The organism is Desulfosporosinus acidiphilus SJ4, assembly GCF_000255115.2.
Taxonomy (GTDB): Bacteria; Bacillota; Desulfitobacteriia; order Desulfitobacteriales; family Desulfitobacteriaceae; genus Desulfosporosinus; species Desulfosporosinus acidiphilus.
In genome coordinates, this window is the sequence record NC_018068.1 from 557,183 (window position 1) to 577,196 (window position 20,014).

Consider the following 20,014-nt stretch of genomic DNA (forward strand, 5'->3'; position numbering starts at 1 on the left):
TTTTGGGATTCGTTAAGTTATATTTGACCTCGTGCGACAAGAAGTTTCCCACCTCTAAGCGTTAGCGTAGGTGGTGGGAGTATGTCACTTTGTTCAAGTTAATTAATCATACGTATAAAAGGGTAACGAATGGATGAGCGCACTCGCTCGAGTGCGCCCTAATCCATTCGTTGAGATTATAAGTTACATCCGCATTGCCATCCTTACAGTAAAGGTTAAGAAGTTTAATACACCGAAGAGCAAGATGACAACAAGATAAGGCATTGAGACGGACAAAGCTTTGCCTAAGCCGTAATTCTTTTTAGCGATTCGATAGGCAGTGTACATGGAGCCAAGCGTTCCGGCAATGACTAAGAAATACTGCATAACTTGGATGATCGGGTCCGGAACGAATGAGGTTGAACCTTCAAGATGCACCCCAAAGAGTCCCATGAATGTATAATAGGTGGCTTTCCCTTCTGCCAGAAGGTGGAATAAATTATGGGCCATATGAGAGGCAAGGTCGAGAGGAATGACGGCGTAACCGAAGCGGGCGAAGGCATTACGCAGCGTTTCACCCGTGAAACGTTTGGAAAGAGCTGTTGCTGAGAAAAGAAGTAACACAGGAGTGGCCATGGCCAAAATAAAGAGCAGTGTGAAGGCAACATCTTGATTAGCGATCCCTAAGGTCTTTTCTACCCACTTGAGGAAAGCGGGGTAAAAGTCTAACATGGTGACATTTTGGACGAAAACAATTCCCACGATAACAATGGCTAAGAAGGATTCTTCGAAACGAGCGCGAGTCATCGACCAAAATTCACTGGTTGGTTTACGGGGGGTTAAGCGAATTGAATCGTGGGGGCAATTTTTGATGCAGCTTCCGCAAAGATTGCAATTGGCGTTGTTTTCCATAGCCATCGGAAATTCAAACATCGGACACCCCGGTGCGTTAGCCCCACCTTTGTAACAATCGCGCGTTTTACAGGTTTTACAAACATTCTTATCAGCGCGCAGTTCTAACATACCAGCCCGGGAATAGTTGCCGGACAAACTACCGAGAAAACAGAGGTAACGGCACCAAGTACGGCGTTCAAAAAGCAAGGCACTTACCATAACTCCGCCTAGTATGAGCAATAAGAGAGTTCCGGACCCTCGCGGGGATTCCACAATCCCCCAAATGTGATCGGACCAGGTGATTAAAATAAAAGTGATATCAATTATCCAAAGACCATTTTTCTTAATGAAATTGGGAACTTTAAGGTTAGCTCCAAATAACTTCTGTGTTAAATCACTCACCCAGGCAAACGGGCAAATCCCGCACCAGAAGCGTCCCAGGAGGAAAAAGAAAAAAGGGATTAACGGCCACCAAAGAACCCAGGTTGCAGCAGAACCAAAGTTATTGTCTACGGCAGTAGGTCCTGCAAGGGTCTCAAACATAATCACTGCAAAAACGATCACCGTAATCCATTGGAAAATTCGTGGGTAAAAATAGCTCGTTAGAAACCGTTTAAGCCAGCGAACGTTAAGAAGATTCGTCGGTTGTTTAGTCGGTTGCTTGTTGATGGAATTTGTTGAAGACATATCCAGGCCTCTACTTTCTTACTTTTTCCTTCCTTTTAAGGCAGCAGCGATAATTCCAGCAATGACGACAACACCGGCGACACTGCCAATAAGCACATAATCAGGTCCTGATTTTCCGACCGTTATTGGAAAATTGACCGTACTTTGGCCTAGGGACGAAGAAATAGTAATTGCTTGGTTCCATTGGCCAGGTTGGTTGAAGTTCATGTTTTGCATCATATAGGAACCTGGCTCCATGGACATTGACCCCATGGAAGATTGTTCTTGCATGACCATTCCGCTTTGGCTATCCATGCTTGATGACATATTCATACCCGCCATGTTTCCACCATCATTGGAGTTAGAGCCCATCATGGTGGGATTGCTCATCGTAACTTTTGCTCCGGTTACGGGTTGGCCTGTTGCCTTATTCTTAACGATGATGGTCATGGTTCCGGATTGGTTAGCCATGGGTGTTTCCGGGTTCATTTGCATAATGACATGATAAGGGCCGGCGTCTTGCTCAAGCTGAGATGCCGCGAAGGCATTGGTTGCAAACATAAAAGTCAAGAGTAAAAAGGATGATAAGGTAAGAAGGATTTTCGAAATAGGTTTTCTTGGATAACTCATAAAACACGCTCCTCTAATTTATTGAGACGGCAATTATCAATGCAAAAGTCATGCCAAGTTGCGCTTAATATCAAATTATGATGTAATAGCACTATGATTATGGAGTTTTGTCGACTTGTATTGGCATTTTCGAGTATTCTATTCATACTAACTTGTAAAATATAGATCAATTAAAAGAAGAAAGTACAAAAAAGTGTGGGAGAAGACACAGTTTACTGCGCCTTTTCCCACAACAATCCTAAGTGCAGGTCTAAGGGGATGAAATAGTGCGACGGATATTAGTTGCCGATGATGAAGTAAATATGCGCTGGGTTTTAGAGCGAGCCTTAACAAAAGCAGGATATGATGTTGAAACTGTAGCAGATGGGCAATTAGCCATAGAACGGGCACTGTCGGAACGCCCGGATCTTGTTCTTGTTGATTTAAAGATGCCCAAGGCTGATGGGTTAAGTGTGCTGCGTACATTGAAAGAACATTATCCAGATTTATTATTTGTCATGATGACAGCGCACGGCAGTACGGAAATAGCGGTGGAGGCGATGAAGGCAGGGGCTCATGACTATCTAATGAAACCGTTTGAGATTGATGAACTACTCATCACTGTTGAGAAGGCCTTAGAAGTAGAAAGTCTGCGTGAGCAGGTGGACTACCTGAAGGGGGAGGTTCAGCCTAATCGCTGGCAATTGGTTGGAAACAGTGACAAAATGCAAACTTTAAAACTTCTTGTGGAGCGGGTTGCGCCAACACCGGCAACGGTTCTTATTCAAGGGGAGTCCGGTACAGGTAAAGAATTAGTTGCCCACGCTATTCATACCTTAAGCTCGCGGGCTAATGGCCCTTTTATCCGAGTCAATTGTGCGGCTTTGACTGAGACTTTATTAGAAAGTGAATTATTTGGACACGAGAAAGGTGCTTTTACCGGAGCCCATACACGCAGAATCGGACGTTTTGAATTAGCAGATGGCGGAACGCTTTTTCTCGATGAGATCGGTGAGCTGTCTTTTAATGTTCAAGCAAAGCTGTTGCGAGTACTTCAGGAACGGACATTTGAACGGGTCGGGGGTGAAAAAACCATTCAAGTTGATGTGAGGATCATTGCCGCCACGAATCGGGACTTGTTAAGAGAGGCTCAAGAAGGACGGTTTCGCGAAGATTTATATTATCGATTGAACGTCTTTCCAATATTCGTTCCTCCTCTGAGAGAACGCCGGGAGGATATCTCCGTCCTTGTTGAACATTTCTTAGACAAACTCAGTGCCTATGGGAAAAACAAGACTCTCGGACCGGGAGTTCTTGCTCAGCTCATGGCTTATACCTGGCCGGGAAATGCACGAGAACTCGAAAATGTCATTGAACGAATGGTTATTATTTCTCCTGGAGCTGCAATCGGTCTTGATGGGGTGCCAACCTTAAATACATCTAATCAATCAGAGAAGACCTTGGATCCCTTTATTCTTCCGCCGGAGGGTATATCCCTTGAAGAGATTGAAAAGTCCTTTATACGTCAAGCAATGGAACAAACGGATGGTAATCAAAGCCAGGCGGCCAAAAAGCTGGGACTTTCCCGTTACGCCTTTTTGTACCGTATGGAAAAATACGGGATAAGCCCACATTAGGACAGCTGATACCTGAGAGGAGTGCTTTTATTGCCAAGCTATAAACTCGATCTCAAAAATCGTCATCGAGTCTATTTTGATTTGCTGATCATTAGCATCGTAATTGTCATTTTAACGGTCATTCATTATACAACTTACCATTACACCATGAATTATCACATCATGTTACAATTTGCCTACTATCTCCCTGTGATTTATGCGGCTATGCGCTTTGGTTTAGCAGGAGGGATTTTATCAGGGTTATTGATAACCGTTCTGATTCTTCCGTTTATGACTTTTTTTCAAACCATGACAATGACTTCATCAGCTATGCTAACTCAATGGGTGGAAATTGGCCTAACTAATGGAATTGGTTGGTTAACTGGTTTTCTAATTGAACAGGAACGGAAAGCGACACGTAAGCATCAACTTGCACTTCAAATTCAGAAGGAGTTAGTAGAAAAGTTAAAACATGAAAGCCTAGAACGTGAACGCTTGCAAAGCGAGATCCGGCAAACTGAACGGTTAATCGCGCTTGGGCACCTGAGTGCCGGACTGGCTCATGAAATACGCAACCCACTGGGGATCATGAAAGTAAGTATTCAGCTCTTGGCTCAGGATAAGAGAGAAGATAGAGAGGTTTTAGAATATTGTCGTGTGCTTCAAGAAGAGTGTGAACGCTTAAATCGGTTAGTTAGTGAGTTCTTAAGTTTTGCCCGTCCTAAAGAATTGGTGCGTGGAAGGGTTAAGTTAGGAAAACTCTTGGCGGAGGGAGTTTCGTTAATTCAGCCTGCTCTGCGGCAGCACCAGATTGAATTATCTCAAACAGGAGGACAAGTTGATGATTACGAGGTTGAAGCAGACTCTGACCAGATTAAACAAGTCATTTTAAATATCTTACTTAATGCCATAGATGCCCAAGGAGAAGGCGGAAGGATTCTTCTGGAGGGTATTCAACCAAAAGACTTTGTAGGATTTGCCGTTAGCGATGAAGGGCAAGGAATTTCGCCCGATGTCTTGCCTTACATATATGACCCATTTTTTACAACAAAGGAGAAAGGAACCGGATTAGGCTTGTCGGTGGTACATCGTATCCTAGATCAACACGGCGGGAAGATATCCGTTTCAAATCGAAATGGGCGGGGAACAAGAGTTGAAATTTTGTTGCCTCGATGTGAGGAAGGACCCTGATTGAAATGTTCAGGGCGTCCCATAGCAAATCGTTCTGAAGTTTAAGGCCTCTTTAAATCTTGCATGTGTGAAAATATCACAATAAGTCGAAATAGCTCGACAACCTATTTTTCGTATGCTAAAATATGAGTAATTAAATATCGAGGGATAAGTAATCTTTTCCTGAGGGAAAGGATTGAAAAGGGAAGTCAGTTGAAGACTGACGCGGTGCCCGCCACTGTGAAGGGGAGTTAACTTACTTAATGTCACTAGGATAAAACTTGGGAAGACGTGAGTTGACAATGATCTTGAGCCAGGAGACCTGCTTATTCCGAAGTTTAAACTACCTACGGGATGTTAGGGAGGTGTATATCGGTGTCTTTAGTTGTTGATACTGGTTAGAACTCTTACGAACCCTTTCAGATAGTGAAAGGGTTTTTGTTATTTTATTTAAATTTTTATGGGGGTTTTAATAATGAGTAATATTTCCACCCAGAGGCATTTCGACGCGATTAAGTATGGATCAGCAATCTTAGCGATACTTATTACAGGGGTGTTGCTTCTCTCCACGGGTGTTTTTAAATATCCTCAACTTCTAGGCTTGGCCGTAATCTCCTATACCTTTGGACTAAGTCATGCTTTTGATGTAGATCATATCGCAGCGATTGATAATATGACCCGCACGTTGGTTCAAAGAAAGAGCAAAACAAAAGGTGTAGGCTTCTTCTTTTCCTGTGGACATTCAACTGTAGTTATTGTTATGGGCACATTAACTATTTTTGCCGTTAAGTGGGCGCAAAAAGCACTTCCGCAATTTCAAGCTGTCGGCGGGGTTGTGGCCACTTTAGTTTCTGGTTCTTTGCTGCTTATCCTAGCTCTTGTAAATTTGATGATATTAAAGGATATTGTAAAAACTTTTAATAGTATGGCGAGAGGTAAGTACATTTCAGAAAGTGTAGAACGGCCCGATAAAGGATTTATTAATCGTTCAATAAATCGGTTATTTAACCTTGTTAGTAAGAACTGGCAAATTTACCTAATAGGGCTTTTGTTTGGACTTGGATTTGATACGGCAACACAAATCGCGGTCCTGGCAACATCAGCCTCTGCCTCGGCGAGTGGTGTACCTTGGTTCGCTGTTTTATCTTTCCCTATTCTATTTACTGCTGGTATGAGTATGATGGATACCATGGACGGTTTCTTTATGTCGACCGCATATCAATGGGTACTTACTTCACCTTTGAGAAAAGTTTATTATAACCTAACTATCACGGGCCTTTCAATCTTGGCTGCAGGAGTTATCGGTATTATCGAAGTCGGCCGGGTGTTTGCCCAAGAAAGCGGGCTTAACAGTGGGTTTTGGCTCTGGCTACAAAACTTGGATTTTAACAAGATGGGTTTTATGCTTGCAGGAATGTTCATATTGGTTTGGTCTGTGTCATTGATCGGCTGGAAAGTGTTCCGACTTGGTGAAAAAGAAAGTAGTTTTGTATAAGATATTTTGTTTTCCCATTGTGTAATGTTTTTTCTATGAACCCCTAAAAATGCTTATTGATGATGACTGGTTAGACTAGGATAACCCAAGTTTTATGAAATTGAAGGAACAGTATGCAAATTGTGAAATAGATTCTTGGGACATTCAAAAGAGAAATCAATTCAAAGAGAAAAAACAATACTGCTTTAACGATTCTGAAAGAGAGATATGCCAAAGGCGAAATTTCTTCAGAAGAGTTTCAACAGATTTACAAGAATATTTTATAAGGGGAATCGTTCGAAAGCTGCAGTAACTAAATTATTGAGATCGTCGTTCACACAGAACCATATGATTCGGCAACCAGCATTGGCAACTGTTTCCAAAATATTGTCATAGTGTACTTTTTGGGGATCATAACTAATTACAGTTTGTTGGTTATGCACATGACAATCAGTAATTCCTTTCTTCGATAGCAGAATGTTTTGAATCTCTATTTCATTACAATAGCTAGTAACCAAAACAATTTCAGAGCTGATCATCCTAAAACCCCCATCAATATCATAAGATTCTCGGGAATAGAAACAAGGAATAGGAATAGTGACGCACTTTTAAATGTTGACGTTAGAAAATGATGCACGACAAAATTGCTCCAGTAATAATAATCCATAAAGTATCAATTTTCGTAAACCGCTGTACACCAAAGGCTCCTAGAGCAAGCCCTATCGTTGGTAAATCAACTAAGGAACTGCCGGTTAATTTAATGATGACAGCCCAAAGCGTTCCAATGAATGCAGCGACAATTCCGCCGATCGCCATTTTGAATAGTTCTATCTTACCCGCGCGGTTATAGAGATCGGAAATAATATTAACAACGGCAAAGGACGGAAAATACATATTCGCCATAGCTAGGGCAGCTCCGAAGACGCCAGCCACTTTATAGCCAATAAAGGCGGAAATCACGGTAACCGGACCCGGCGTCAATAAGCTCAAAGCCAAGGCCACCCCAAATTCCTTGTCAGTGACAAAGTGAAATTGATTAACCATAGTATTCTGAATGAACGGCAGCATAGCGTAGCCACTTCCAAAGGTTAGGCCGCCGATCCCAAATAACGTATTGCCAAGACTCCGAAAGGTCGGGTTACTAAAGTTAATCAAAAAGTTAATGACTATTAATACCCCAAGCATTATTAGCATAGTTACATACTTTTTCTTACTAAACTTAAATTTTAGGGCGGAAGTTTCTTTTTGAGAGGACTTCTTAGTAACCCAGAACTTTTTATCCATAACCGATTTCCAACCATAAACCTTGTACGACAAGAAAGTAAAAGCCAGGCTAACAATTCCGGCGACGATAAGAAGAACCATGATATTGACCTTCAAAAAATACACCATAAAAAAACCTGCAGCTGCTAGGATCGTTAACTGAAGAGTGTTTACTCCTTTTTTCCATAAATCGATGATGGTGTTAAAGACAAGCCCCACAACGAGTGCGCCGACGCCTTTAAATAAGGAGGATACGACAGGTAAATTATTATAATTGAGGTAGAGGTGGGCAAGAACGACCATCGCCAGAAAACATGGAATAACAAAAAAGATACTAGCCACTAATGCGCCGGGAAAACCCCTTACAAAGTATCCAATGTAGGTATTGAGGTTAACCGTAGGTGCTCCAGGTAAAAGCTGAGAAAGGGCTAAACCGTTTAAATATTCCTCATCGCTCATCCAGTGTTTCTTATCGACCAATGCTTTTTTGGCTTCTCCAAGAGCAGCTAGGCTATAAGATACAAACCCTATGTGAAGAAAAGTTTTTGCAATTTCAAATAGACTCACGACTTTAGGTTGTTCCAGTGACCGACTAATTTCATTTCCTATTTTTGTTTCCATTGGCTCTGCCTCCTAATTCCCAAAATCCCCAAATTAAACAAATGTCAGGTGGGGTAAAAATTCATTAGATAGGGTGGGCATTATCCTCTTTCTCTCAATAAGTGAATCAATTCACATTAAATTAATCGAAAGGCTAGGAAACTAACAATTAATGCCATGCGAAAAATTGTTATTACGAGCTCAGAGACCTTTACAGACTTGGATTGTTTTTTCAGCGGAGTAATCACTTTTAGTTATAATGTCAATGATTAAACCCATGCCCTAAGCCTCCTTATCATGCACCAACTTATCCAATGATTAACAAGGAATTAAACCGCATTCTTCTAGAATCGAAGAACCTTCCTGGCCCGTAAGAAAATCAACAAACGATTGGGAAATGTCGGGTTGGCTACTGTCCTTTGCTATTCCAATAGCAAATTCTATAGGGCTACCATGGATTATTATATTTGTTCCTGGGATCTTACTTTCGAGGCTTACAGAAGCTTGGTCATAAAATTTGGCATAGGCAGGATTCGATAGATTAATTTTCGGTGGTAGAACAATATACGGAAGTCCTAATTGTATAACCTCTGAGGAATAAAGAAATGCGTAGTCAACTTTGCCCTTTAGTAAAGCCCTCGAAAGGTCAAGTGATTTAGGATAGATAGTATAAGGGATACATGCTGCTTCCATAGTTGAGTATAGTCCGGCTCTATTATAGAATCTTTCAGCTAATTGCCAAACCATAAGAGTCCTATAACCGCATGGGTCTAGACGATGGTCGGAACGAGCAAAATTAACTTGGGGCTTTAGTAGCACATCGACCCAATTTTCAGAAGTAATTTCTTTGTTTTCAATCGAAGTGTGATGACAGCCAATAACAATTTGGTCAGTAGCAAAAACGAAGTAATTTTTTATGAGATTGGGCACAAGTAATTCAGTAAATAATGCTTGGTCCGCTAGTGCTACGATGTCAAATTTTTCTCCAGAGAGTAGTCGTTTTGCGCCCTCTCTTGAACCAACTCCCTCCATCTCAATTCGAAGACCTTGGTTGTATTGTGAAAAATATTCTTGACATTTTTCCATAACATGTTGCAAAGCACCTGCATGGATTATTTTAAGAGTCTTTTGAACCATCTTTATCGTCACCACCTATATTTATTGTCCAGGGTGTGAATTGTTAAATTGTTGATAAGTCTCTAAGAAATTCTCTAACTTTGTCTTTTGTCGAACAATGTATTTCGTCCAGACAATTAAGGACTCTTCCCCTTGAGATGTCAGCTTATAAAGTCTCCTGCCTGGCCCCGTCTCACCGACTTCCCATTGAGAGTTTATCAATCCCTCCTTGTCCATACGTCTTAAATTTCTATAAACTGTAGCTGCGTCAACTTCTGCACTCTTAAATTCACTATCATTTAGGCGTTGGATTAATTCATATCCGTGAGAAGGTTTTTGTTTTAAAAGAAGAAGTAATTCCGCTTGAATGACACGCTCCATAGATAGTGACAATTCAGGCTCATTTACCTTCTCTCTATCCATATATACTCACCTCAACTATTGTCATCATGCACATAGTATTAATACATACGTATTCTGCGTTATTGTAAAAAGTCCTTCTTTTACTAACTAAAAAAGAAAAAACTTCTGAGATGATTCAACACATTAAAAACCGCAGTACGAAACATGACTTAGTTTAGTAACTGGCCCTAGATAATATAAATTAGGCAATTTCTTATGGTATGGTTGTACCTCTAATAATAGGTGTTAAAAATTAAAGCGATCCGAAAATTCGGTTGTATTTTAAAATTTACCTTATATAATTAAGTTATTACTTAAATGGTTAGGCGGTTTGATAAGATGGAACTCTTGGAAACACTAAAAATTTTGGCGGATGATACACGATTCAAAATCATTCAATTGTTAATATCAAATGATTTTTGTGTGGGGGCACTGGCAAGGACGTTAGGCATATCGGAAGCCGCCGTTTCCCAACACATTCAAGTATTAAGGAGAGGAGGGTTTTTAAGAGGGGAAAAACGTGGTTACTGGACGCATTATGTAGTAGAAAAAAATATCCTTATCCAAATGGCAGATGAGCTTAAAGTATTATCAATACCACCCGTAAATAAGCAGTTTATTTGCCTTCGGGAGTCCATGAATAAAGATAATAATTTAGGAGGGAGAAATATGTGTAAATGTAAATGTGAGCATCCGGAAAAGCTACAAGGAAAACCAGGGGATTGTAGTAAAAAGCAAATACAAGAATGTCACGGTGATGAAAATCATTCTTGCGATAGTGAGAAAAAAGAGAAATAGAATTATACAAGCATGGGAGCAGGCATAATTTTAAGATATTATCCTGCTCCCTTTCTCCATACTTAAATAAAACTAATCGGTTATTGTACGATTCAAAACTCATAATCAATCAAGGTAAGCGCTTTTTTGAATTCTTCATAAAGTATGGTTTATAAATTAAGGGGGCATAAAGAAGTGACTGCATTCTCTCAGTCTCAGAAAAAGCAAATAAGTTTGCAGGAAATTTTCTGGGCTTTTTTTAAGATGGGTTTAACAGCTTTCGGCCCAACAATGGCGGCAGAAGCAAAAAAGAATATAGTAAAGCGTAAACAGTGGCTCAATGAACAGGAATTCCTTAATGGTCTAGCATTGGCCCAATTTATCCCCGGTGCCACTTTTGTCACCTTAACAATCTTCATGGGCTACCGCTTGAGGCGTCTGGCGGGTGCTGTAGCGAGTTTCACGGGGTTCCTTTTGCCCCCTACGGCATTGATGATTTTGTTGTCATACCTGTATTTTAGTTACAGTAATTTACCACTGGTGGCGATAGCCTTCCGTGGATTGGAAGCAATAGTAGTGGCACTAATCGTTAACGCAATCGTTGACCTGGGCCGTTCTGCGATTAAAGATTGGCAAACATTGTTTGTGGCGGTAGTGTCGCTGACGATAGCTTGCTTTAATCAAAATGTATTTTTGATTATCCTTTTGGCCGCCTTTCTAAGTATTATTGTATTCTCACCATGGAAAAGGGAACCGTCGGTAAAGAGAGCTGAAATAGCAGAGGGGGTTTTTCACTGGCGTGAAATAGCCATTGTATTGGCGGTTGCCATAGGTATTGTCGGTATATCTGCCTTGTATCCAGTGCTCTTACAATTGGAAAACGCCTTTTTCTGGATCGGATTTCTAGTCTTCGGTAACGGATTCACGATGATTCCCATGATTCAGCAGCAGGTAGTCAATGTCCATCACTGGCTTAACCTGGATCAGTTTACGGCCGGTATTGCTCTAGGTCAGATTACTCCAGGCCCTATTCTTATCACAGCTACTTTTATCGGCTATAAAGTTGCTGGGGTATTGGGAGCTATAGTGGCCACTTTAGCTATTTTTTATCATTGCTTCGTAATGATTATTCCAGTTATGCCCATCTATGCCAAGATTAAAGACAATCCCTGGGTCAAAGCAATCTTTAAGGGTTTAGTGGCATCCTTCGTCGGCTTGATGGTGGTGGTAGCAATCGGCATGGGCCGGAACAGTCTGACTGATTATACAACAACGGTACTGTCCGTTGCTGCTCTGGCAGTGCTTCGCTTGACTAAAATTGATGTATTATGGGTTGTATTCGGGGGGACAAGTATATTTCTGTTACTTGCCAAGGTGTTTGGGTTGTAAGAATTATTAAGGGCTTTACACAAACCAATATTTAAGAAGGGGTGATTGACAATGTCTGCATGTACTGAAAATTGCTATACTGCTTCAGCAAAAAAACATTAAAAATCAAATAAGTGGATAGATAGGAGGGCAGATAAAATGGAACAAAATTTTTGCTAATTCTTGGCATAGCTGGTTTCACGGTAATGGCAGATAACTGGGTGGTTTCTCCTATCCTACCAGCCATTAGTAATAGCTTTAATGTGGCTGCTATTCAAGCTGATGTGTTGATTACTGCCTATATGATTCCCTTTGGTCTCTTTCAATTGGTGTTCGGTCCTCTGGCGGATCGGTTCGGTAAACGCCAGGTGATTAACATAGCCATGTTTTGCTTTGTCGTATCTACTGCCCTTTGCACCATCGCCAGTAGCCTTTCGGATCTGACCGTTTACCGGGCTTTAACCGGTTTTACCTGACTTACTGTCTAGGGTTACTGGTATTGTTGGTTGCAACTTATATATTCATGAGCCACGATCAAAAAGATTTATCCAATTCACAGCTTCATACCAATACAAATAAAATGGTTTAATAAATATGTTCAACGAGAGTTTCATAATACCTATTGAGTTATAAAGGTGAATGAGGTTGGCTGCTTCTCTCCGAAAAATCAGATTCTAGATTAGTTTTGCTTTAAATACAAATATTTGTTTTTTAGGCTATTTTCTAAAGCCTTTGATGGAAGGTATATTACCATAAGTAAAACTGAGATATTCTATGGGGTGCCCTTTACTGTTTAACTGCACAAAGAACTGATTTTAACAGATGATTTTTTTTAGGGTTACCAACTATTCCAATACGTACTAACAAGCTTAATATAGTAGAAAATTCTAGATCTAGTTTTAAATCTATTTCCATGAAAAGAGGTTAGGGCGTAATATTAATGCTCTATTCATGTTAAGTGGCTTTAGTTAATTTAATAAAAGGCAGGGCATTCTGAACAAGCGACAATGTCTAGAAGGATATTCCTCTTGGTTATCATTAGAAAAATGGAGGAGAAAGTATGTCTAAAGAGAGAGGGTTGTCGAAAAAAATTCTTAATGCCTTTGGTGGCAAGGAAAACATAAAAGCAGTTACGTATAATATGAACAGTTTGAGTTTGACGGTTGTTAATAACGGACAAGTAAATGAAGAGGGTCTCAAGAAAATTAAGGAAGTAATAAGATTGGTTGAAGATTCCGACCAATTGCAAGTTATTTTGGGTCCGGGTTTGGCTAATAAAGTTGCAGCGGAAATAACTGCTCTCATCAGAATGCAAATGATTGACGTTCAAAACCCCAAATCTATAATAAGCGATAATAGGCAGACGCCATATGAAATGTTTCTGCGTAAACTATCGAGCATTTTTATTCCTCTAATTCCTGCTATTGTTGCTTCCGGTATGATCACGAGTTTAACCAACGTGGCTATACAGATGGGGATAACTCCAGAAAGTCTAATCATCAATATCCTTAAAACTCTTGGTAACGGCATTTTTGCTTACCTTGCAATCTTTGTCGGCATTAATGCCTCCAAGGAATTCGGTGGTACTCCAGCCATGGGAGGTTTGGCCGGTGTGCTCTTAATCAACCCGGCGATAGCTAATATCAAGATTTCCGGGGTTGCCTTAATTCCTGGTCAGGGTGGGATCATTGGGGTACTGCTGGTTGCCTGGTTTATGAGCTGGGTTGAAAAACAATTGCGTAAAATAATTCCCAATGCTATAGATATTATTGCGACTCCGGCATTAACCTTGTTGATCACTGGCTTTGCCACGTATATTTTCCTGCAACCCATTGCGGGTTATTTGTCTGATGGCATTGTCTACGCCTTTAAAAGTTTAACTAATGGCGGTGCCATTGCGGGCTTCATCCTAGCGGGAACAAACGTGCCGTTGGTCATAACAGGGTTGCATCATGGCTTAAATCCTGTGAATATGGAATTTCTGAATACGTTTAGACAGAATCCTTTACAACCTATCATGGCGATGGGAGGAGCAGGACAGGTAGGGGCAACGTTTGCGGTATATGTCAAGACCAAAAACCAGAGACTTAAAAACATCATCAAAGGCGCTTTACCGGTTGGAATTCTGGGCATTGGCGAACCCCTTATCTACGGTGTAACTTTGCCTCTCGGACGCCCCTTTGTAACAGCTTGCATCGGGGCTGCTTTCGGTGGTGCTGTTCAGGCTAGTTTCCATGTATCTACCATTGCCATGGGGGTGTCCGGATTGCTACTTACTTTCCTGATTAAAAACGGGAGTGCCTTTTACTATCTCCTGGGTATTTGTGTTGCCTATGTCGCTTCGTTCTTGGCTACTTGGTTTGTGGGCTTTGACGATCCTAGGGAATGAATGGTAAGTACATTAATGAAATTTATTCCTAGAAAAGACATAGTTCATGGGTATTCTTCAAGAACTGAGCTAAATATTCAGGCATGCGTTTGAACAAGTTTTTGCGCAACAACCTACTATTGACCTTAGTAAGTTGACGATGTATCATTAAACTTGAATTGGAGGTGACCTGAGTTGAATAGGATGAATTTTTCCTTTCGACCCAATAAAAAAGGCTTTGAAAAAATTCTTGGGGAATTAGAGACCCAAGTCATGGAGATTGTTTGGCGGAGAGAGGAAGTGAGTGTGCGGGAGGTATTCGATGAGTTGAACCAAAAAAGGCCTCTTGCTTATACAACTGTTCTTACCACAATGAAAAACCTTTACTTGAAGAAACTTCTAGAGCGCAGACAAAGTGGTATAGCTTTCATTTATGTTCCTGTATACACCCGGGATGAACTGAGCCGTTTAGCGGTAGAAGAGGTTGTAAATGGACTTTTGAACGATTTTGCGCAACCGTTTATAGCTTGTCTCACCAACCTCCATCATAAAGACGAACTTTCTGATATCGTAGGGCAATTGGAGCAATTACTTAAGGAAAAGGGCAAAGGGGATAGCAGTCAATGAACCACTATCTGGGGATTTTTCTGATTTACCCATATTTTAGGCAAGTGATATTAGATTCGATTTTTACATTCGGTCTAATTTGGGTAATGGTACGTGTCTTTAGCTTTAAGGAAGCCCGACTTCAAGCAGCTGTTTATTCTGCGCCACTTTTAGTTCCGGTGCTTTTGCCCTTTATCCCTGATAGCCGTTTGTATTGGGGGCCGTTTATGCTCATTCAGAACCTGCACTGGGGTCAGTTCACAGAGTTTAAATGGTTAGTGACTGTTTGCTATTTACCATTTATCGTTGCTGTTTTGCAATTACTTATTTCCTATTTAGCGTATCGCCGTATGCTGTCCGGATGCCGAGAAGTGACGGTAGAAAATGCTCCACAACTTTTTGCTCATCTTGATCCCTTGGTCAGAAAAACCGGAATCGCGAAACTACAGGTTTATATTCTGCCGCCGGAGAGGGGGGTGCAAATCTTTGTCAGCGGTATAAGGCGTCCCCTCTTGGTTATTTCCCCATTGTTATTGTCGGCCCTTTCGGATTCCGAGTTACAAGCTGTTTTAGCCCACGAATTGGCTCATTTAGTGCGTCGGGATCAGATCGCCTCTATGGTTACATTTTTGTTACGAAGCTTGATGTTCTATAACCCTCTTCTCTATCCTCTGGTGAAATGGTTAAAAGAAGAACGGGAAAAAGCCGCTGATGCTTTAGCCACCCGTTGGACAAAAAAACCATTTGCCCTTGCCGGAGGTCTTGTCAAAGTGACCAAGCTTATGCTAGAGCAAAGACCATTATATACTTCCTATGGATTATCCACTATAGAATTAACGAGCGGGGGAGCTTTACGGGAGCGGGTGCGTCTCTTACTTGATCAGACTAACGAGCCGAGAAAAGAGATGCCCAAACGGATTTGGTTTTTCCTGGGATTGCTTTTTACATTGGAAATTGCCTTTGCCCATTGGGCTTTGTTACCGCTTAACCAGCATTTTTCCTGCGTCTTATGGCAGTTTCATTAAATCAATGTTCGCGTGAATATGTTAGAGTGAATGTCTGGTGACCAGAGTCCTGGAGGTATTCATTTTGGTTCTCTCAATGTATTACATTTAAGGGGGGGATGTTGTTTTTTTTAAAATTACCTACTAAGATACTACGTACTATATTGCTAAGTAGGAGAGGAGGAATCAGAACTTGATAGGAGTTAGAATCCATTATGTCCTAAAAGAAATATTAGGTCGAAAAAACCGTTCTCTGTTAATGCTCGCAGGCTTAACACTCGGAATAACTTTTTTACTCTGTGTAAATGCCCTGGCAAACGCTTATGATCAAGCAGCCTCAGTTCCATTACAACAGTTAGGAGCCGATTTAACTGTGCAAAAAAGTAATGGTCCGATTCCGAATAAATTTGAGGGAGCAGTTCTCCCATGTGCTAATAACGTCATTAGCGAGCCGGAAAAAATCCGGAATATTCCGGGCGTTGAACAAGTAACTTCGGCACTGCTTTTGTGGGTTTTTGATTCAGGTCAAGATAATGCCGGTGATTTTAAGATGGTATTGGGAATTGAACCAGACAGCAACATCGGTCCTGGCAAATTAAAAGGAGGCATCCAGGCCGGTCGATATCTTACTTCTTCGGATCATAATAAAGCTATGGTGGATAAGAGTTATGCTAGTGCAAAAGGCATCAAACTCGGAGATGTTTTACATATTTCCGGAAGAGACTTTCCAGTCATCGGGATAGTCACGACACCTTCCACCACACTGCTCGGTACAACTAACGTTTATATTTCCTTGTCCGACGCCCAGGAAATTGCCGCTAAAGCATCTGAGATTAGTCATTTCCAGCAGAATGACGTTAACGTACTGTTTATTAAAGCTGATCCAGCACGGTTGGCTTTAGTACAAGGAGCTGTCAGCAAGGCTCTGCCAGGAGTCACAGTGTCAACACCACAGAGTTTCTTGGGTATGATGGGGGGAGTCGCAGCGGCTGCCAAGCTGATCGCCAGGTTGGGAAGTTTGATCGCTGTTTTAGCCACAGGGGCTATGGTCATGCGCACTACTGCTAGCAGTATCATGGAACGTAAGCGCGATATCGCGATTATGAAGGCAGTAGGCTGGAGTGCGGCCAATGTACGTGGTCAGATAATGAGTGAGAACCTGCTTTTGGGTCTGGGCGGCGGAGTGCTGGGCTTGATTGTTTCTTATGGTTTTACTTTACTCCTACGCGGACAAATTGTGGAAATTCCTCTGCCATGGGAACTCGATCCTTACCCACATTTCTATTTAACTAGTAGCGCAGAAAAGTTTCTCAAAGTACCCCTTGCTGTCAATCTATCCTTAACCTCAGTTATATTCGCCTTGGTCCTCGCGGTAGGATTAACCCTTTTAACGACTCTCCTGCTTGCCAGGCGTTTAACAAATATCAAACCTGCGGAGGTGTTACGTTATGATTGAAATTATAGCGGCTAAAGGAGTAGGCAAAACTTTTGGTAACCTCGATGTGGTGCGTCACGTCGATTTTAAGCTCCAAAGCGGTCAGTTTGTTGCCCTCCTAGGTCCTTCCGGTTCCGGCAAGAGTACCTTTATAGCCATGTTGAGTGGCTTGGAAAGACCATCATCCGGCGAAATATCCGTCGCTGGACGTAGTTTAACATCCTTAAGTGAGGATGATCTGTCCCTAATGCGTCGTGAGAAAATCGGTATAGTCTTTCAGTTTTTTAATTTAATTCCTACCTTGAATGCTCTGGAAAATGCGGCTTTTCCTCTTTTTCCGGTAACTCTGCCTGACAAAGAAAAGAGGCAAAAGGCTGCGAAAGCGTTAGAGTTGGTTGGCATGTCCCATCGTGCAACTCACCGCCCAGGTGAAATGAGCGGTGGAGAAAGGCAACGCATAGCCATTGCCAGAGCGTTGGTTAACGACCCCGTGATTATTCTGGCCGATGAACCGACCGGCAATCTCGATTCCACGACCGGGCAGGAGATTGTCAATCTTTTGGCTTCTTTAAGCCGAGCCCGCGGTACAGCCCTATTGGTAGCTACCCACGATGATAAATTAGCTAAGGCAGCAGAGCAAGTTATTTATATGAAAGATGGTGAGTTAGTTGAACAAACATAAATTTTTTGGAATGGTATTTTTAATGTTTATTGTGTCTGTCTTGATGTTTCCGGCAGCTGCCCTAGCTGCCCCTGTGAAAGTTGAAGCCTTGGGCTTTTTTGACCATCCGCCCTTGCAGCCTACTAAAGATGCCATTCAGAAAGTCTGTCAGGAATTCGGTGACCAAGTCCAACTGGTTTTTCATGTTGAGAATACAGCTGACGGTAATAAATTTATGAAAGACAATGGTTTATCGGGGCACCTGCCTGTGGTACTTTATATCGATGGTTCTGTCGCCCAAAATATCAACGGTAAGACGGTGGTTTTTAGGGATTTTGAAGGACAGGGCTGGACCAGCCAGGATTTGGAGCAGGTTCTCAAACTCAATGTTGCCGGTCAAAAAACAGCTGTTTCCCCACCGGCTAACGCCTTGACAGAGGCCTGGAATCCGGGGGCCATCCCTCCGGGAGCAGCAGCCTTTGCTAACGGGCAGTCTCCCGGGGCTGACAATTCATCGACAGGAAATCAATCCTCGCTTTTTCCAATCTATTTGATGGGCGCAATTATTCTCCTTCTTGTAATCATAATTATTATCAGCGTAGTGCGGCGTCCTGCAGCAGGGAGGAAGTAAAGGTATGAATCTCGCCCTTTACGCATGGCGGGAAATTACCAAGCGCCCAGGGCGTACTTTTCTAAATGCTTTGGGTGTATCTTTTGGTGTGGCCTTGGTAATTCTCCTTTTTAGCATCACCTTGGCCTATAAAGAGGCCGTAATGGTACCGTTCACTACTTCGTCTACAGATATTACCCTAACCAGGCCTGGACAAGAAAAAGCTTCAGTTCCGGTAGCCCAGGGAGTAATACTTCCGGCTTCAAATCAGGCAATTGGAACCGATGTTCTTAAGCGGTTAGCCCAGATGACGGAGGTCAAACAAACAGCAACTGTTCTCGAACTTTGGAGTTTTGATCCCGGACGGTTTAAGGTGATTGTAGGTCTTGATCCTAATTCGCAACCACTCGGACCGGCAAAAGTCCGCGAGTGGGTAAAGGAGGGGCGTTTCTTTGGTTCGGGTGAAAGAGGGGTAGCCGTTTTGGATAGTCATTATGCCCGTTTCTTTGGCTATAAAGTAGGTTCACAGATAATAATCGCCGGGCAAAAGTTTAATGTGATCGGCACTTGTGAGATGAAAGAAGGCGCACAGTTGACAGCGGCCAACATTTACCTTCCTCTTACTGACGCCCAGATACTTGCCGGGGTGGGACCGGAAACAGTAAACTCCGTTTATGTGGAGCTGAAGGATGCCAGCCGTTGGAAGCAATCTATTGATACGATTCACCAAGTCTTTCCGGAAGTAACCGTTACTTCGGCGGATTCTGCTCTGGCCATGTCGGACAGCATATTGGCCCTTTTAGATAAACTGGCCTGGCCGGGTGCTGTGCTGGTCATTGCGCTAAGTGTGCTTTTTGTCCACCGCAGCTTGGCTGCCAGCACTTGGGAAAGAATTGGGGAATTCGGCACCATGAAAGCTCTGGGCTGGTCCCGGCGTGATATCCAACGCGCCTTAATGCTGGAACTCTTCTCCCAGGTGCTGATTGGGTCTGTACTAGGTCTTGGTATAGCAGCTATAGGCAGTTTACTAGCAGGTCATTGGCAGGTTAATATTTCTCCTGTAGGCAGTGCCCCGCCTTTACCCGGAATGGCTCCATCAACAAATACTATTCAACTGCCTGTTGTTTTTTCTACTTCTCTTTATCTGAGTGCTTTAGGTTCATCACTCTTAGTTGGTTTGATAGTAGCTGTAACTATAGCCCAAAAAGTGGTAGAAATTAAGCCTGCCGAAGCGTGGCGTCATTTGTAATAAGTAATTTACCCAAGCTTTGGATGCTCTACTAAAGAGGTGGCAGAGATCCTTAACATTTCGGTTGAATTGGCGAAGTGGCGACTGTACAGGGCCCGGATGATCCTTCGCAAGTCTTTAACCCAAGGTAATGGCTATGAGAATATG

General features: G+C 42.2%; 20 protein-coding genes and 1 riboswitch. Of the genes, 14 read left to right on the forward strand and 6 right to left on the reverse strand.

Features of this window, described 5'->3' with window-relative positions; translation table 11 throughout:
• Nucleotides 1-183: 183 nt before the first annotated feature.
• Together DESACI_RS02725 and DESACI_RS02730 are read right to left on the reverse strand one after the other, a co-directional pair.
• Nucleotides 184-1,560: a 4Fe-4S binding protein gene (locus DESACI_RS02725; RefSeq protein WP_014825634.1), complete on the reverse strand. Its 1,377-nt coding sequence runs from the start codon at nucleotides 1,558-1,560 to the stop codon at nucleotides 184-186.
• Nucleotides 1,561-1,578: 18 nt separating this feature from the next.
• Entirely contained in the window at nucleotides 1,579-2,169 is a 591-nt protein-coding gene (locus tag DESACI_RS02730) for a hypothetical protein (protein ID WP_014825635.1), read from the reverse strand.
• Between the two features lie 266 nt (nucleotides 2,170-2,435).
• Here DESACI_RS02730 and DESACI_RS02735 point away from each other — a divergent pair, with 266 nt between their 5' ends.
• The 4 genes from DESACI_RS02735 (at nucleotide 2,436) to DESACI_RS25710 (ending at nucleotide 6,695) form a co-directional block, all read left to right on the forward strand.
• Nucleotides 2,436-3,785, forward strand: a complete 1,350-nt coding sequence (locus tag DESACI_RS02735) for a sigma-54-dependent transcriptional regulator (protein WP_014825636.1) — start codon at nucleotides 2,436-2,438, stop codon at nucleotides 3,783-3,785.
• A 30-nt stretch (nucleotides 3,786-3,815) separates the two neighbouring features.
• Entirely contained in the window at nucleotides 3,816-4,955 is a 1,140-nt protein-coding gene (locus DESACI_RS02740; RefSeq protein ID WP_014825637.1) for a two-component system sensor histidine kinase NtrB, read from the forward strand.
• A gap of 132 nt (nucleotides 4,956-5,087) precedes the next feature.
• A riboswitch (cobalamin riboswitch) is annotated at nucleotides 5,088-5,278 on the forward strand.
• Between the two features lie 131 nt (nucleotides 5,279-5,409).
• On the forward strand, nucleotides 5,410-6,429 hold the full coding sequence (locus tag DESACI_RS02745) for a HoxN/HupN/NixA family nickel/cobalt transporter (RefSeq protein WP_014825638.1): 1,020 nt from the start codon (nucleotides 5,410-5,412) through the stop codon (nucleotides 6,427-6,429).
• 191 nt (nucleotides 6,430-6,620) lie between these two features.
• On the forward strand, nucleotides 6,621-6,695 hold the full coding sequence (locus tag DESACI_RS25710) for an SHOCT domain-containing protein (RefSeq protein WP_427846746.1): 75 nt from the start codon (nucleotides 6,621-6,623) through the stop codon (nucleotides 6,693-6,695).
• Here the strand turns inward: DESACI_RS25710 and DESACI_RS02750 are convergent.
• The 4 genes from DESACI_RS02750 to DESACI_RS02765 all read right to left on the reverse strand — a co-directional run bounded on the left by DESACI_RS02750 (nucleotide 6,690) and on the right by DESACI_RS02765 (nucleotide 9,810).
• Nucleotides 6,690-6,947 carry a hypothetical protein gene (locus tag DESACI_RS02750; protein ID WP_014825639.1) on the reverse strand — a complete coding sequence of 86 codons (258 nt, stop codon included), beginning with the start codon at nucleotides 6,945-6,947 and terminating at the stop codon, nucleotides 6,690-6,692. The genes DESACI_RS25710 and DESACI_RS02750 overlap by 6 nt on opposite strands.
• Nucleotides 6,948-7,029: 82 nt before the next feature.
• On the reverse strand, nucleotides 7,030-8,292 hold the full coding sequence (gene chrA, locus DESACI_RS02755; protein WP_014825640.1) for a chromate efflux transporter: 1,263 nt from the start codon (nucleotides 8,290-8,292) through the stop codon (nucleotides 7,030-7,032).
• Between the two features lie 297 nt (nucleotides 8,293-8,589).
• Entirely contained in the window at nucleotides 8,590-9,408 is an 819-nt protein-coding gene (locus DESACI_RS02760) for an extracellular solute-binding protein (protein ID WP_014825641.1), read from the reverse strand.
• 21 nt (nucleotides 9,409-9,429) lie between these two features.
• Nucleotides 9,430-9,810, reverse strand: a complete 381-nt coding sequence (locus tag DESACI_RS02765; protein ID WP_014825642.1) for a helix-turn-helix transcriptional regulator — start codon at nucleotides 9,808-9,810, stop codon at nucleotides 9,430-9,432.
• A gap of 318 nt (nucleotides 9,811-10,128) precedes the next feature.
• Between DESACI_RS02765 and DESACI_RS25040 the strand changes: the two genes are divergently transcribed.
• From DESACI_RS25040 to DESACI_RS02815, 10 genes are all read left to right on the forward strand, one after another.
• Nucleotides 10,129-10,587 carry an ArsR/SmtB family transcription factor gene (locus tag DESACI_RS25040; protein ID WP_014825643.1) on the forward strand — a complete coding sequence of 153 codons (459 nt, stop codon included), beginning with the start codon at nucleotides 10,129-10,131 and terminating at the stop codon, nucleotides 10,585-10,587.
• A gap of 174 nt (nucleotides 10,588-10,761) precedes the next feature.
• Nucleotides 10,762-11,955, forward strand: coding sequence for a chromate efflux transporter (gene chrA / locus DESACI_RS02775; RefSeq protein ID WP_014825644.1), 1,194 nt, complete (start codon nucleotides 10,762-10,764; stop codon nucleotides 11,953-11,955).
• Between the two features lie 152 nt (nucleotides 11,956-12,107).
• Nucleotides 12,108-12,410 carry an MFS transporter gene (locus tag DESACI_RS02780; RefSeq protein ID WP_041275946.1) on the forward strand — a complete coding sequence of 101 codons (303 nt, stop codon included), beginning with the start codon at nucleotides 12,108-12,110 and terminating at the stop codon, nucleotides 12,408-12,410.
• 584 nt (nucleotides 12,411-12,994) lie between these two features.
• Nucleotides 12,995-14,323: a PTS transporter subunit EIIC gene (locus DESACI_RS02785; RefSeq protein ID WP_014825645.1), complete on the forward strand. Its 1,329-nt coding sequence runs from the start codon at nucleotides 12,995-12,997 to the stop codon at nucleotides 14,321-14,323.
• Nucleotides 14,324-14,506: 183 nt separating this feature from the next.
• On the forward strand, nucleotides 14,507-14,929 hold the full coding sequence (locus DESACI_RS02790) for a BlaI/MecI/CopY family transcriptional regulator (protein WP_049804026.1): 423 nt from the start codon (nucleotides 14,507-14,509) through the stop codon (nucleotides 14,927-14,929).
• Nucleotides 14,926-15,933: a M56 family metallopeptidase gene (locus DESACI_RS22945; protein WP_014825647.1), complete on the forward strand. Its 1,008-nt coding sequence runs from the start codon at nucleotides 14,926-14,928 to the stop codon at nucleotides 15,931-15,933. Before DESACI_RS02790 ends, DESACI_RS22945 begins: the two co-directional genes overlap by 4 nt.
• Before the next feature lie 172 nt (nucleotides 15,934-16,105).
• Complete coding sequence (locus DESACI_RS02800) at nucleotides 16,106-17,368, forward strand: ABC transporter permease (protein ID WP_014825648.1); 1,263 nt, start codon at nucleotides 16,106-16,108, stop codon at nucleotides 17,366-17,368.
• Nucleotides 17,361-18,029, forward strand: coding sequence for an ABC transporter ATP-binding protein (locus DESACI_RS02805; protein ID WP_014825649.1), 669 nt, complete (start codon nucleotides 17,361-17,363; stop codon nucleotides 18,027-18,029). The genes DESACI_RS02800 and DESACI_RS02805 overlap by 8 nt, the downstream gene beginning before the upstream one ends.
• 22 nt (nucleotides 18,030-18,051) lie before the next feature.
• Nucleotides 18,052-18,639, forward strand: a complete 588-nt coding sequence (locus DESACI_RS02810; RefSeq protein WP_014825650.1) for a hypothetical protein — start codon at nucleotides 18,052-18,054, stop codon at nucleotides 18,637-18,639.
• Nucleotides 18,640-18,643: 4 nt separating this feature from the next.
• Entirely contained in the window at nucleotides 18,644-19,867 is a 1,224-nt protein-coding gene (locus DESACI_RS02815; RefSeq protein WP_014825651.1) for an ABC transporter permease, read from the forward strand.
• Nucleotides 19,868-20,014 lie beyond the last annotated feature (147 nt).

Coding starts and splice junctions, on each gene's coding strand:
- DESACI_RS02725 (WP_014825634.1), bottom strand. CDS start 1,560: ATGTCTTCAACAAATTCCATCAACAAGCAACCGACTAAACAACCGACG.
- DESACI_RS02730 (WP_014825635.1), bottom strand. CDS start 2,169: ATGAGTTATCCAAGAAAACCTATTTCGAAAATCCTTCTTACCTTATCA.
- DESACI_RS02745 (WP_014825638.1), top strand. CDS start 5,410: ATGAGTAATATTTCCACCCAGAGGCATTTCGACGCGATTAAGTATGGA.
- DESACI_RS02750 (WP_014825639.1), bottom strand. CDS start 6,947: ATGATCAGCTCTGAAATTGTTTTGGTTACTAGCTATTGTAATGAAATA.
- chrA (WP_014825640.1), bottom strand. CDS start 8,292: ATGGAAACAAAAATAGGAAATGAAATTAGTCGGTCACTGGAACAACCT.
- DESACI_RS02760 (WP_014825641.1), bottom strand. CDS start 9,408: ATGGTTCAAAAGACTCTTAAAATAATCCATGCAGGTGCTTTGCAACAT.
- DESACI_RS02765 (WP_014825642.1), bottom strand. CDS start 9,810: ATGGATAGAGAGAAGGTAAATGAGCCTGAATTGTCACTATCTATGGAG.
- DESACI_RS25040 (WP_014825643.1), top strand. CDS start 10,129: ATGGAACTCTTGGAAACACTAAAAATTTTGGCGGATGATACACGATTC.
- DESACI_RS02785 (WP_014825645.1), top strand. CDS start 12,995: ATGTCTAAAGAGAGAGGGTTGTCGAAAAAAATTCTTAATGCCTTTGGT.
- DESACI_RS02790 (WP_049804026.1), top strand. CDS start 14,507: ATGAATTTTTCCTTTCGACCCAATAAAAAAGGCTTTGAAAAAATTCTT.
- DESACI_RS22945 (WP_014825647.1), top strand. CDS start 14,926: ATGAACCACTATCTGGGGATTTTTCTGATTTACCCATATTTTAGGCAA.
- DESACI_RS02805 (WP_014825649.1), top strand. CDS start 17,361: ATGATTGAAATTATAGCGGCTAAAGGAGTAGGCAAAACTTTTGGTAAC.
- DESACI_RS02810 (WP_014825650.1), top strand. CDS start 18,052: ATGTTTATTGTGTCTGTCTTGATGTTTCCGGCAGCTGCCCTAGCTGCC.
- DESACI_RS02815 (WP_014825651.1), top strand. CDS start 18,644: ATGAATCTCGCCCTTTACGCATGGCGGGAAATTACCAAGCGCCCAGGG.